Source organism: uncultured Enterovirga sp., from assembly GCF_964242715.1.
In the GTDB taxonomy this organism is placed as follows: domain Bacteria; phylum Pseudomonadota; class Alphaproteobacteria; order Rhizobiales; family Beijerinckiaceae; genus Enterovirga.
The window spans coordinates 1-13,222 of sequence record NZ_CAXTAZ010000027.1; the positions used below are offsets into that span (position 1 = coordinate 1).

Sequence of the window (13,222 nt, forward strand, 5' to 3'; positions counted from 1 at the left end):
CGCTTCATCTTGTCGGCCGTCTGCCAGGTCCGGATGATGACCTCGCCGACCCGGCCCATGGCCTGCGAATCCGAGGACATCATCGAGAGCGCGCCCAGATCGTGCAGGATGTCCTCGGCCGCGATCGTTTCCTTGCGGATCCGGCTTTCGGCGAAGGCGAGATCCTCCGGGATCGAGGGCGACAGGTGATGGCACACCATCAGCATGTCGAGATGCTCGTCGATGGTGTTGCGGGTATAGGGCCGGGTCGGGTTGGTCGAGGAGGGCAGTACGTTCGGCAGGCCCGCGACCTTGATGATGTCCGGCGCATGCCCGCCGCCCGCGCCCTCGGTATGGAAGGCGTGGATGGTGCGGCCCCGGAAGGCCGCGATCGTGTCCTCGACGAAGCCGGATTCGTTCAGCGTGTCGGTGTGGATCATCACCTGGACGTCGTAGCGGTCGGCGACGTCGAGGCAGCAATCGATCGCGCCGGGCGTCGTGCCCCAATCCTCGTGCAGCTTGAGCGCGCAGGCGCCGGCCCGGACCATCTCCTCGAGCGCGGCCGGCTGCGAAGCGTTGCCCTTGCCCGTGAAACCGAGATTCATCGGGAAGGCATCCGCCGCCTCGATCATCCGGGCGAGATGCCAGGGCCCGGGCGTGCAGGTGGTCGCGAAGGTGCCGTGCGCCGGGCCCGTGCCGCCGCCGAGCATCGAGGTCACGCCGGACATGAGCGCCTCCTCGATCTGCTGCGGGCAGATGAAATGGATGTGGCTGTCGAAGCCGCCCGCCGTGACGATCTTTCCTTCGCCGGCGATCACCTCGGTGCCGGGCCCGATGATGATGTCGACGCCCGGCTGCACGTCCGGATTGCCGGCCTTGCCGATCGCCGCGATGCGTCCGCCCTTGAGGCCGATATCGGCCTTCACGATCCCCCAATGGTCGAGGATCACGGCGTTGGTGATGACCGTATCGACCGCGCCGTCGGCATTCGTCACCTGTGACTGGCCCATGCCGTCGCGGATCACCTTGCCGCCACCGAACTTCACCTCCTCGCCATAGGTCGTGTGGTCGCGCTCGACCTCGATCACGAGCGAGGTGTCCGCGAGCCGGATCCGGTCCCCGGTGGTCGGGCCGAACATGTCGGCATAGGCGGCGCGGGGGAGGGAGGCGGGCGGGCGGTCGTTGGCGGGCATGTCGAGAACTCACTGGCTAGAAGAGACGGGCGCTCCCATCACAAGCTCCCCATCACGTCCTGCCTGAACCCGTACACCTCGCGCTTGCCGCCATACGGCACGAGCGACACCTCGCGGGTCGAGCCCGGCTCGAACCGAACGGCCGTGCCGGGGGCGATGTCGAGCCGCATGCCGCGGGCTTTTTCGCGCGCGAAGCGGAGGGCCGGATTGGTCTCGAAGAAGTGGTAATGCGAGCCGACCTGGATCGGCCGGTCGCCGGTATTCGCGACCTCGATCACGACACGCTCGGCGCCCTCGTTGAAGACGATGTCGCCCTCGCGGGTGGTGACGGTGCCGGGCACGTCCTCGGAGGCCGGGCCGCGGATCGGGTGATGCACCGTGACGAGCTTCGTCCCGTCCGGAAAAGTCGCCTCGACCTGGATGTCGTGGATCATCTCGGCAATACCCGGCATGACCTCGTCCGTGGTGAGCACACCCGCGCCCGCCTCCATCATCTCGGCGACGGTGCGGCCGTCCCGCGCCCCCTCGACCACGAAATCGGTGATCAGCGCGATCGCCTCCGGGTGGTTGAGCTTCACACCGCGGGCGAGGCGGTTGCGGGCGACGATCGCGGCCATCGCGACGAGGAGCTTGTCCTTCTCCCGGGGCGTGAGGTTCATGGGCGCTCCGTCACAGATACCAGACGCGGGGCAAGGGTCGGCCCCGGAAGGCAGTCATGAAGCGTGCCACGTCCCGGCGCAACGTGGCGATGTCGGGCGCGAGCCAGCGCGCAGCGAGCTGGCCCATCCAGGCCGAGGCGCCGCATTCCGATGCGGCGCCGGCCAGGTGTTCGCGCGACTCGTCGAGCCGCGCCTCGGCGTCGGGCGCGACGTAGAGGAGCGTCGCCCATGCCCTCCGCCCGTTGGCCACGGCGGGCCGCGCCAGTCGCTCCGCGATGGGACCCTCGAGTTGCAGCGTGTCGGCATAGACAAGCCTGCCGCCACGACGCACCCGCCAGCGGTCCCGGAAGACGCCCTCTCGCACCTGTTCCGACATGGCCGCGCGTCCGAACACCGTCGCCTCGAACAGGAGGGCGGCGGCGGTGGGATCGAGGTCGACGTCGAGCGACCGGACGAGCCGCGCGCGGTCGAACAGGATCGTCTCCTGCGGCAGCCACTCGACCCGGGCGCCGGGCCCGAGCGACAGCGTCGTCGCGATCTCCGAAGTTCGGCCCTCCGACCGGTATACCTTCTCGGCCGCGGCCGTCGTCAGAACGAGTTCGGCGCCCGCTCCGAGCACGGCGGTGGTCGAGAAGCGGTCACCGCCCGCGATCCCTCCGGCCGTGTTGATGAGCACGGCCTCCGGCGCGCCCTCGCGGATGGTCGGCAGCCGGAGCCGCGCGGAGCCGGATTCGGCGAGGCGCCGGATGCCCGACCGCGCGCCCATCCGCTCCACCTCGACGAGAACGCGGCCTTCGGCGCGCTGGCGACGTAGCACGTTTTCGGCCGAGCGCCGGTCGTCGAAAGATGACTTCAATAGAGCGTTGCGCGATACCCGAGCGCAAGGGCATTGTTGTATAATGGCTCGTCAGCGGTCAGGAGCTCCAGCCCGACCTCCGTTTCGCCCAGAAGGGCGCATGCGTTCAGGATCACTGAATCAGTGAGGCCTCTGTCGAGAAATTCGGCTCTAGAGCAAGCAGAAGCACTCTCCAACGGCATCTCCTCTAAGGTCGACTGGATCAACCGGCTAAATACGGTTTGAATAGCGTCCCGCGCAGGGTTTCCGATCATGCGAACGAAGCTAGAGACCTCAGATAGTATGTGAGGCAGCACTACGATCTCGTCGTAATCTGATGCGACGCTAGCAATGAGTTCGAAGTCGGCTTTTGAATAGTCATCACAAAGCCGTTTGTGCATAGCTATGTACGAGGGGTCTGCCGATCCCACGACCAGGAGAAGAAGCAAGTTCGTATCGATTAGGACTGAAGCCATGCGCTGCTCACGCTTCCGTCTCCCGATTCTTCATTGCCAGGACACGGCCGTCGGAATCCGAAACAGTCAGGACTTTCTGAACCCGCTTGTGTGGGGTGATAGTTCCTCCCATTCCCTCGAATATCTCACGCGCTCGCGTTCTTGGTGTACTCCAAGGTCTGGAGAATCCAAGCGTTATCTTCCATTCTTCTCGACGATGATCAAATTCGACCTCCTCTAAACCCAAATTTGAGATGGGCTCGTCCTCGGAGAACACGTCCTTCACGTAAGACTTGGCTGTTGAAATGGCTTCCTTGACGTCCATCGCTCACCGCTCCGGTCAACCACTGTCTAGACCGAAGAACCGGTGAGGGCCAGATTTGTGCCGAGTGACGCGAGAGCTTCCTCTAGACTCGGTCAGATCGCCATCCGGGCCCGGACCTCGTCCCCTTCGAGTTCGGCGCGGCCGCCGGCGACGACCACCTCGCCGCGCTCCATCAGGATGAACCGGTCGGCGAGGTCGCGGGCGAATTCGAAATATTGCTCGACGAGCAGGATCCCCATGTCGCCCCGCCCCCGCAGGTAGGAGATGGCCCGGCCGATATCCTTGATGATGGAGGGCTGGATGCCCTCGGTCGGCTCGTCGAGCACGAGGAGCCGCGGCCGCGTCGTGAGCGCGCGGCCGATGGCGAGCTGCTGCTGCTGCCCGCCGGACAGGTCGCCGCCGCGCCGGTTCAGCATGGATTTCAGGACGGGGAAGATCTCGAAGACCTCCTCGGGGACGTGCCGGTCCTTGCGCTTCAGCGGCGCGAAGCCGGTCTCGAGATTCTCCCGGACTGTGAGGAGCGGGAAGATCTCGCGGCCCTGAGGGACGTAGGCGATGCCGCTCCGGGCGCGGTCATAGGGCTTGAGCCGTGAAATCTCGCGGCCGTCGAGCGTGACCGAGCCGGCCGAGATCGGCCGGTGGCCCACGATCGCCCGCAGCAGCGAGGATTTGCCGACGCCGTTGCGGCCCAGCACGCAGGTGACCTCGCCGACCTTGGCCTCGACCGAGACGCCCCGCAGCGCCTGGGCGGCGCCGTAGAAGAGGGAGAGGTTCTGGACGTTCAGCATGGCACAGGCTCCCGCCTCGCCTTTGCCCTTCCCCTTGCGGGGAGGGTTGGCGCGCGTGAAAGGCTCACGTCCCTCATCGCCCGAGATACACCTCGATCACCCGCTCGTTCGCGGAGACCTGGTTCAGCGTGCCCTCCGCGAGGACCGAGCCCTCGTGCAGGCAGGTGACCCGGACGCCGAGGTCGCGGACGAAGACCATGTCGTGCTCGACCACGACGACCGAGCGCGTGGTCGCAATCTCGCGGAGGAGATCGGCCGTGTCGGCCGTCTCCTGGTCGGTCATGCCGGCGGCGGGCTCGTCGACGAGGAGCAGCTTCGGCTCCTGGGCGAGCAGCATGCCGATCTCGAGCCACTGCTTCTGGCCGTGGGACAGTTCCGAGGCCGGGCGGTGGCGCGAATCCTCGAGGCGGATGCGTTCGAGCAGCGACTCGATCCGCTCCCGCTCGGCCGCAGAGCGCCGGGCGAAGAGCGTCGGGAAGGGCGAGCGGTCCGCCTTCAGGGCGAGGCGCAGGTTGTCCTCGACTGTGTGCATCTCGAAGACGGTCGGTGTCTGGAACTTGCGGCCGATGCCGAGTTCCGCGATCTCGGCCTCGTCGAGCCGGGTCAGGTCGTGGACCCCCTCGAACAGGGCGCCGCCGGCGGTCGGCCGCGTCTTGCCGGTGATCACGTCCATCATCGTCGTCTTGCCGGCCCCGTTCGGGCCGATGATCGCCCGCATCTCGTGCAGTCCGATGGTGAGCGAGAGTTCGTTCAGGGCGCGGAAGCCGTCGAAGACGACGGACACGGCATCGAGATAGAGGAGCGCCGACGTGACGGGCTTCGGGGGTTTCATCCTGCGGCAGCCGGCGCGGGAGAGGCGGATCCAGCGCGGTCCGCCGGCCGCACGACACCGTCCGAGTCGACGATCTCGGGGGCGGGCCGGCGGCGGCGGTAGCCGGCGATCTCGTAGAGGGAGCCCAGGATGCCCTTCGGCAGGAACAGCGTCACGAGGACGAAGATGGCGCCGAGCGCGAAGAGCCACAATTCCGGCAGCATGCCGGTGAACCAGGTCTTGCCGGCATTGACGACGACCGCGCCGAGCGCCGCGCCCACCAGCGTGCCGCGGCCGCCGACGGCGACCCAGATCACGGTCTCGATCGAGTTCGCGGGCGCGAATTCGCCCGGATTGATGATCCCGACCTGCGGCACGTAGAGTGCGCCCGCGATCCCGGCGAGGATCGCCGAGACGACCCAGACGAAGAGCTTGTAGCTCTCGACCCGGTAGCCGATGAACCGGGTCCGGCTCTCCGCATCCCGGATCGCGACCAGCACCTTGCCGAGCTTCGAGGTCACGATGAAGCGGCAGACGAGATAGCCCGCCGCGAGCGCGATGGCGGAGGCTGCGAACAGCGCGGCCCGGGTCCCCTGCGCCTGGACGGGGAAGCCCAGGATGTCCTTGAAGTCGGTCAGCCCGTTATTTCCGCCAAAACCCATGTCGTTGCGGAAGAAGGCGAGCAGCAGCGCGTAGGTCATCGCCTGCGTGATGATCGAGAGATAGACGCCCGTCACCCGCGACCGGAAGGCGAACCAGCCGAAGACGAAGGCGAGGAGGCCGGGCGCCAGGACGACCATCACGGCCGCGACCGCGAAATGGTCGAAGCCGAGCCAGAACCAGGGCAGCTCCCGGTAGTTCAGGAAGACCATGAAGTCGGGCAGGACCGGATTTCCGTAGACGCCGCGCGTGCCGATCTGGCGCATCAGGTACATGCCCATCGCGTAGCCGCCGAGCGCGAAGAACGCGCCGTGGCCGAGCGACAGGATGCCGGCATAGCCCCAGATCAGGTCGACCGAGATCGCGAGCAGCGCGTAGCAGAGGTACTTGCCGAGGAGCGGCATCAGGTAGTCGGCGACGTGGAAGGTCGAGCCCGGGGCTGTCCAGAGGTTCAGCGCCGGGACCAGCACGGCGACACCGAGGACGACGGCCAGGAAGACGATGCCGGTGCGGTTGAGGAGGCGGTCGGAGGTCATCGTGCGTGCTTCGAGACAGGCCACTGCGCGGCCTTCCTCAGCGTGAGGCCGTGGGTGGATTGTCCATGTTTGCTGGTCCGGTACTCTCCGGGCGTCATGCTGAGAAGCGCCGGAGGCGCGTCTCGAAGCACGCACACGGCCAGGATTGCGTCCACCCTCACGACTCCACGAACCGGCCCTTGAGCGCGAACAGGCCGCGCGGGCGCTTCTGGATGAACAGGATGATGGCGACGAGGAGCAGGATCTTGCCGAGCACCGCGCCCGCCAGCGGCTCGAGCAGCTTGTTCGCAACGCCGATCGACATCGCGCCGACGAGCGTGCCCCAGAGATTGCCGACGCCGCCGAAGACCACGACCAGGAAGGAATCGATGATGTAGCCCTGGCCGAGATTGGGCGAAACGTTGTCGATCTGGGAGAGCGCCACGCCCGCGATGCCGGCGACGCCGGAGCCTAGGCCGAAGGTCATGGCGTCGACCCAGTCCGTCTTGATCCCCATCGCGCCCGCCATGCGGCGGTTCTGGGTGACGGCCCGGATCTGGAGACCGAGCGCGGTCTTCTTCAGCGCGAGCAGCAGCGCGACGAAGACCGCGAGCGCGAAGCCGATAATGGCGATGCGGTTGAAGGTGAGCGTCAGGCCGCCGAGATCGAAGGCGCCCGACATCCAGGCCGGGTTGCCGACCTCGCGGTTGTTGGCCCCGAAGATCGTCCGCACCGCCTGCTGCAGGATGAGGGAGATGCCCCAGGTCGCGAGCAGCGTCTCGAGCGGCCGCCCGTAGAGGAAGCGGATCACGCTGCGTTCGATCAGGACCCCGATCGCACCCGCGACCAGGAAGGCAAGCGGCAGCGCGATGAAGAGGGAGGCGTCGAACAGGCCCGGCGCCCGCGTGCGGATCAACTCCTGCACGACGAAGGTCGTGTAGGCGCCGATCATCACCATCTCGCCATGCGCCATGTTGATGACGCCCATCACGCCGAAGGTGATGGCGAGGCCGATGGCCGAGAGGAGGAGGACGGAGCCGAGGCTCACGCCGTAGATCACGTCCTGGACCGATTTCAGGAGCGCCATCCGGCCCTCGATCGCGGCGACCGCGTCGGCCGCCATCTGGCGGATGGCCGGCGTGACGGAGGTGGGTAGCGAGCGCAGCACGCCGAGCGCGTCCTGGTCGCCGCGGGCGCGCAGCGCCGTAATGGCGTCGCTCATCTCGGCCGGGGTCACGTCGGGCTTGGCCAGCATGACGGAAGCGCGGGCCTCCCGGAACAGCCGCTTCAGCAGGGCCTCGGTCTCGGCCGCGATCGCGGCGTCGAGGGCGGGCAAGGCGGCGAGGTCGCGCGACTTGAACACGGCCTGCGCCGCGGCCTCGCGGCGGCGCGGATCCGGCGACCGGAGGGTTAGGGTTCCGAGCGCCGCGTCGACGGCGCGCCGGACGCGGTTGTTGAGCCGGACGGGAACGAGCCCCGCCGCATCGGCGGTCGCGGGCGCACCGGTGCGGGCATCTCGGAGCGCGCCGCCCGTCTCGCGGATGAAGATGGCCTTGTCAGTGGCCCGGACGAGCAGGCGGCCCTCGCGCAGGGCTCCGATCACGGTCTCGGCAAGCGGGTTGCCGCTCGCGGCCACGCCCTCGATCGCGGCTTCCGTCTCCGGATACCTGTCGGCCGCGAAACGGCCGAGCGCGTCCGTATAGGTGTCGGCGCGCGCGATCGCCGGGGCGAGGATCAGGAGCAACGCAAGAAGGGCACGGCAGAGATGCATCATTGGGCTCGGATGGACACGGATCTCCTCATCCTGAGGTGCCGAGCGAAAGCTCGACCTCGAAGGACGCACCACGGCTGTGCGTGCTTCGAGGGCCGGCTTCGCCTGCCATCTCAGCAAGAGGAGGGGAGCGAGGATCCCCGGGACAAGCCCGGGCAGCCAAGGCCCTCCTCTCATCCCGGCGAAAGCCGGGATCCAGAGGACCGGGCACCGGCTTGCGCCGGTGTGAGCGGAGGGTCAGGCGCTCAGGCGCCGCCGCACTTGCCCGTCTTGGTGTTGAAGTTGCCGCACTTCTTCGTCACCCAATCGGCTTCGAGGTCCTTCGAGCCCTCGAGCTCCTTTGACCAGGCGTCGCCGGCCACGAGACCTTCCGTCTTCCACACCACGTCGAACTGGCCGTCGGCCTTGATCTCGCCGATGAAGACCGGCTTCGTGATGTGATGGTTCGGCAGCATCTTCGACATGCCGCCGGTGAGGTTCGGGGCCTCCGTGCCGGGCAGCGCCTCGATGACCTTGTCGACATCCGTCGTCTTCGCCTTCTCGACGGCCTTCACCCACATGTTGAAGCCGATGACATGGGCCTCCATCGGGTCGTTCGTCACCCGCTTCGGGTTCTTGGTGAAGGCCTTCCACTTGGCGATGAACTCGTCGTTCGCCGGCGTCTTGATCGACTCGAAGTAGTTCCAGGCGGCCAGATGGCCGAGGAGCGGCTTCGTATCGATGCCGGCCAGCTCTTCCTCGCCGACCGAGAAGGCTACGACCGGTATGTCGGTCGCCTTGACGCCCTGGTTGCCGAGCTCCTTGTAGAAGGGCACGTTGGCGTCGCCGTTGATGGTCGAAACCACCGCCGTCTTCTTGCCGGCCGAGCCGAACTTTTTGATGTCGGAGACGATCGTCTGCCAGTCGGAATGCCCGAAGGGCGTGTAGTTGATCATGATGTCCTCGGACTTGACGCCCTTGGACTTCAGATAGGCTTCGAGGATCTTGTTCGTCGTGCGGGGATAGACGTAGTCGGTGCCGGCCAGGACCCAGCGCTGCACCTTCTCGTCCTTGGCCAGGTAGTCGACGGCCGGGATCGCCTGCTGATTCGGAGCGGCGCCGGTGTAGAACACGTTTCGCTCGCTCTCCTCGCCCTCGTACTGGACGGGGTAGAACAGGATCGAGTTCAGCTCCTTGAAGACCGGCAGGACGGACTTGCGAGAGACCGAAGTCCAGCAGCCGAACACGGCCGAGACCTTGTTCTGGGCGATCAGCTCGCGCGCCTTCTCGGCGAAGAGCGGCCAGTTCGAGGCCGGATCGACGACGACGGCTTCGAGCTTCTTGCCGAGGAGGCCGCCCTTCTTGTTCTGCTCCTCGATCAGCATCAGCATGACGTCCTTCAGCGTGGTCTCGCTGATCGCCATGGTGCCCGAGAGCGAATGCAGGATGCCGACCTTGATCGTCTCCTGCGCCTGTGCCTGGGCGGCCGCGCCCGCCAGCATGGCCGCGCCCGCAAGCGCGCCGACGGCTCCCCGTCTCGTGAATTTCATCTGTGCCTCTCCGGAATGCGCGGCCGACGTTGCAGCCGGAGGAGGTTGCGCAAAGGGTGTGCCAGCGAAGGAAGGCGTCGAACCAAGCAGGGTTTGCCTCGTCGGGCGGCGACCGGAGGCGGCCCTGCTCAGGATGCAGGCTGGTGCCTGATTTTCGTGCAGATGAGTTATGTTTCAGCTGCTCCGGACGCGGAAGAGCTGACAAGCAGCGGCCCACGATGATGCTGGCCCGGGTTCAGGATCGCGCCATGCCCCGTCGCCACCTCGAATGGCCCGGGCAGGCTGCGTCGCATTTCGGCCGATCTTCTGGCCGAGTCTGCTACGCATCGACATGACCTTCCTCCGAATCTGCGCCCTCGTCGGTGCGTTCCTCACCGCCGCTCCCCTCCCGGCCGCGGCCCACCCGCATGTCTGGATCGTGGCCCGGGCCACGATCCAATATGACGCGTCGGGGCTGATGACCGGCATCCGTCATCGCTGGACCTTCGACGAGGGCTATTCGGCCTACGCGGTCCAGGGGCTCGAGACCGGCGCCGACGGAAAGCCGAAGCGCGAGAGCCTGGATTCGCTCGCCCGGACGAATGTGACCTCGCTCGCCGACCAGGCCTATTTCACCTCCGCCAAGGCGAATGGCGCCAAGATGGCCTTCGGAGAACCGGCCAATCCGCTCCTCGAGGTCGAGAGCGGCCGGCTCGTCCTGCATTTCGACCTGCCGCTGAAGGCGCCGGCCAAGGCCGCCAAGGCACTCGTGCTCCAGGTCTACGACCCGACCTTCTTCGTCGATTTCGCCATGGCCGGGGATGCCGACGCCGTGACGCTCGCGGGCGCGCCCACTGGATGCGTCCTCAACGTCACGCGGCCGAAGCCGGCAGCCCAGCAGGAGCTGCAATCCATGTCGGAGACGTTCTTCAACGCCCTTACGGCGGCCAACAATGTCGGGGCGTCGGTTTCGCCGCGGGTGCTCGTCGCATGTCCGTGAAGGCGGCGATCGCCGCGCCGGCCTCGGGGCCGAGCCGGACTGCGCGGCGGCTCCTCGTAGCCCTCCTGGCGCTCGCCGCTGCAGGCCTGGCGCTATGGCTCGTCTCGCTCGTCATCGGGGGCGCCGCGCCGAGCCCCGTCGCGAGCCCGTTCGGGGCCGGCCTCCGCGAGGCGGGACCCGCCCCGGGCGGGATCGGCGGCTATCTGCTCGCCGTGCAGGCCGAATTCTACCGCTCCCTAACGGCTGCGATCTCGGCCACCAAGCGCGACGGCAGCGCGCTCCCGCTCCTGATCGGTATCGGCTTCCTCTACGGCGTCTTCCATGCCGCGGGTCCGGGCCACGGCAAGGCGGTCGTCGCCGGCTACCTGCTCGCGACCCGCCGCACGCTCGCGATCGGGCTCGCGCTCTCTCTCGCGGCCGCCTTGCTCCAGGCGCTCGTCGCCGTGACGCTGGTCTTCGTGCTCGCCAGACTCGTCGGCGCCACGGCCGCGACCATCAGCGCCACGGCGGGCGCGGTCGAGATCGCGAGTTTCACGATCCTGGTTGGCGTCGGGCTGGCGCTCCTGTGGCGGAAGACCGGGGCGCTCGTCCCGGCGGTGCCCGGCCACGCGCACCATCATCATCACGCCCACCACGACCACGCCCATCATCACGCGCATGGCGAAGCCTGCGAGAGCTGCGGCCACGCCCACATTCCCACCGGCGCGGAGGTGGCGCGGCTCTCCTCGCTGCGCGAGGCCGCGGCCGTGGTGGTCGGAGCCGGGGCGCGCCCCTGTTCGGGCGCCCTCATCCTCCTCGTCTTCGCGACCGCCCAGGGCATGTTCGCGGCCGGGGTCGCGGCGACCTTTGCGATGGCGCTCGGGACCGCCATCACCACCGGTGCCCTCGCCGCCCTCGCGGTCCTCGTGAAACGTACCGCGACCTCGGTCACATCGGGCAACACCCGCGCGCTCGCCGCCTTCGAGGTGCTGGCGGCGGCGCTCGTGACGGCGGTCGGGGCGACGCTGCTGCTGGGCTTGTGGACCGGGGTGGCGCCCGCCTGAGGCGGGCGACCACCATCGTTGTAGGCCAACGGTGACAGGCGTGAAGCAGTGCCGTGATGTGGTCAGGGCTGCTAAGGCGAGTTGAAGCGCTGCACGTTCTGCAGCGGCGTCGATCCCGTATTCTCCCGGAACTCTCGTGCGAAGGTACGCTGGCTCATCCCGGCTTGTTCCGACGGGGGTGATTGCGGGCTCGTCCCGTCCGCGCCACAAAGGCTCCGGGTCTCCCATCGAAGGACCAGCTCGATGTCGAATCAACGCTCCGACGGCGCCGCGCCCTCGGCCGAGGCCGAGCCGAACCTGCATCGGGTCATGGGCCCGTGGCTGCTGTTGCTGTTCATCGTCGGCGACATTCTCGGCACCGGGATCTACGCCCTCACCGGCCAGGTCGCGAAGCAGGTGGGCGGGGTGGTCTGGCTGCCCTTCGTCGTAGCCTTCATCATCGCCCTCATCACGGCCTTCAGCTATCTCGAGCTGGTCACGAAATACCCGCGGGCGGCCGGCGCGGCGCTCTACGCCCACAAGGCGTTCGGCATCCATTTCGTGACCTTCATCGTGGCCTTCGCGGTGATGTGCTCGGGCATCACCTCCGCGTCGACCGCCTCGCGGGCCTTCGCCGCGAACCTGTCGGGCGCCTTCGGTCTCCAGCTCGCGGGCGGGATCGGGATCACCCTCGTCGGCCTGGGCTTCATGGCGCTCGTCGCGGTCGTGAACTTCCGGGGCGTCGGCGAGAGCGTCAAGGCGAATGTGGTCCTCACCTGCGTCGAGCTGACGGGCCTCCTGATCGTCATCGTCGTCGGATTCTGGGCGATCATGGCGGGCGAGGGCGACGTCTCGCGGGTCACTCAGTTCAAGGCGACGGGCGACGGAGGCCTGTTCTGGCCGGTCATCGCCGCATCGACGCTCGCCTTCTTCGCGATGGTCGGGTTCGAGGATTCCGTCAACATGGCCGAGGAATGCCACCACCCGTCGAAGATCTTCCCGACGGTGCTTCTGGCGGGTCTGCTCATCACGGGCACGATCTACGTTCTCGTCTCGATCTCGGCCATCACGCTCGTGACGCCGGAGGAGCTGGGGGAGGGCGAGACGCCGCTCCTGAAGGTGGTGCAGGCCGGAGCTCCCGGCTTCCCGCTCTGGATCTTCGGCTTCATCACCATGTTCGCGGTCGCGAATTCGGCGCTGATCAACATGCTCATGGCGAGCCGGCTCGTCTACGGGATGAGCCGCGAGGGCGTGCTTCCGACCGTGCTGGGACGGGTGCATGCGACGCGACGAAGCCCCTATGTCGCGATCGGCTTCACCACGCTCCTCGCCTTCGCGCTGATCACCTTCGTGGGCGAGGTGCCGGCGCTCGGCGGTACGACGGCCCTCCTGCTGCTCGGCGTCTTCACCGTGGTGAATGTCGCCGTGCTCGTGCTCCGGCGCGACCCGGTCGAACATGACCATTTCCGCACCCCGACGCTCCTGCCCATCCTCGGCGCGCTGACCTGCGCCTTCCTGACGGGACCCTGGACCGGGCGCGACCCGGTCCAATACACGATCGCCGGGATCCTGCTGGGTATCGGTATTCTGCTCTGGGGCGTCACGGTGCTCGTCAACAGGTCGATGGCCCAGGGCCAGCTCAAACCCGGGTGAAAGAACCGACGTCGCTCACTGTCGTGCGACCGGGGCTGGCCAAAAGCG

Annotated in this window: 13 protein-coding genes; 3 read left to right on the forward strand and 10 right to left on the reverse strand. The window is 67.5% G+C overall.

Annotation, left to right across the window (positions count from 1 at the left end):
• The 10 genes from ureC to urtA form a co-directional block, all read right to left on the reverse strand.
• On the reverse strand, positions 1–1,172 hold a 1,172-nt coding region (gene ureC, locus ACFE87_RS14200; protein ID WP_375460298.1), incomplete at its 3' end, for an urease subunit alpha.
• Between the two features lie 38 nt (positions 1,173–1,210).
• The gene (locus ACFE87_RS14205) at positions 1,211–1,831 is read right to left on the reverse strand and encodes an urease subunit gamma (RefSeq protein WP_375460299.1); all 621 of its coding nucleotides are present in this window, start codon (positions 1,829–1,831) and stop codon (positions 1,211–1,213) included.
• A gap of 10 nt (positions 1,832–1,841) precedes the next feature.
• Entirely contained in the window at positions 1,842–2,648 is an 807-nt protein-coding gene (locus ACFE87_RS14210) for an urease accessory protein UreD (RefSeq protein WP_375460300.1), read from the reverse strand.
• Between the two features lie 35 nt (positions 2,649–2,683).
• On the reverse strand, positions 2,684–3,142 hold the full coding sequence (locus ACFE87_RS14215; protein WP_375460301.1) for a hypothetical protein: 459 nt from the start codon (positions 3,140–3,142) through the stop codon (positions 2,684–2,686).
• A gap of 7 nt (positions 3,143–3,149) precedes the next feature.
• A complete protein-coding gene (locus ACFE87_RS14220; protein ID WP_375460302.1) occupies positions 3,150–3,446 on the reverse strand; it encodes a hypothetical protein in 297 nt (98 codons plus the stop codon).
• 92 nt (positions 3,447–3,538) lie between these two features.
• On the reverse strand, positions 3,539–4,234 hold the full coding sequence (gene urtE, locus ACFE87_RS14225) for an urea ABC transporter ATP-binding subunit UrtE (protein WP_375460303.1): 696 nt from the start codon (positions 4,232–4,234) through the stop codon (positions 3,539–3,541).
• A 73-nt stretch (positions 4,235–4,307) separates the two neighbouring features.
• Positions 4,308–5,066: an urea ABC transporter ATP-binding protein UrtD gene (gene urtD / locus ACFE87_RS14230; RefSeq protein WP_375460304.1), complete on the reverse strand. Its 759-nt coding sequence runs from the start codon at positions 5,064–5,066 to the stop codon at positions 4,308–4,310.
• A complete protein-coding gene (urtC, locus tag ACFE87_RS14235) occupies positions 5,063–6,241 on the reverse strand; it encodes an urea ABC transporter permease subunit UrtC (RefSeq protein ID WP_375460305.1) in 1,179 nt (392 codons plus the stop codon). Before urtC ends, urtD begins: the two co-directional genes overlap by 4 nt.
• Before the next feature lie 157 nt (positions 6,242–6,398).
• Positions 6,399–7,994, reverse strand: a complete 1,596-nt coding sequence (urtB, locus tag ACFE87_RS14240) for an urea ABC transporter permease subunit UrtB (protein WP_375460306.1) — start codon at positions 7,992–7,994, stop codon at positions 6,399–6,401.
• A gap of 242 nt (positions 7,995–8,236) precedes the next feature.
• A complete protein-coding gene (gene urtA, locus ACFE87_RS14245; protein ID WP_375460344.1) occupies positions 8,237–9,472 on the reverse strand; it encodes an urea ABC transporter substrate-binding protein in 1,236 nt (411 codons plus the stop codon).
• A 379-nt stretch (positions 9,473–9,851) separates the two neighbouring features.
• On the opposite strand from urtA, the gene ACFE87_RS14250 reads away from it, so the two are divergent.
• The 3 genes from ACFE87_RS14250 to ACFE87_RS14260 all read left to right on the forward strand — a co-directional run bounded on the left by ACFE87_RS14250 (position 9,852) and on the right by ACFE87_RS14260 (position 13,174).
• The gene (locus ACFE87_RS14250) at positions 9,852–10,499 is read left to right on the forward strand and encodes a DUF1007 family protein (protein ID WP_375460307.1); all 648 of its coding nucleotides are present in this window, start codon (positions 9,852–9,854) and stop codon (positions 10,497–10,499) included.
• A complete protein-coding gene (locus tag ACFE87_RS14255; RefSeq protein WP_375460308.1) occupies positions 10,490–11,542 on the forward strand; it encodes a nickel/cobalt transporter in 1,053 nt (350 codons plus the stop codon). Before ACFE87_RS14250 ends, ACFE87_RS14255 begins: the two co-directional genes overlap by 10 nt.
• 243 nt (positions 11,543–11,785) lie before the next feature.
• Positions 11,786–13,174, forward strand: a complete 1,389-nt coding sequence (locus ACFE87_RS14260) for an APC family permease (protein ID WP_375460309.1) — start codon at positions 11,786–11,788, stop codon at positions 13,172–13,174.
• The last annotated feature ends 48 nt before the right edge of the window (positions 13,175–13,222 follow it).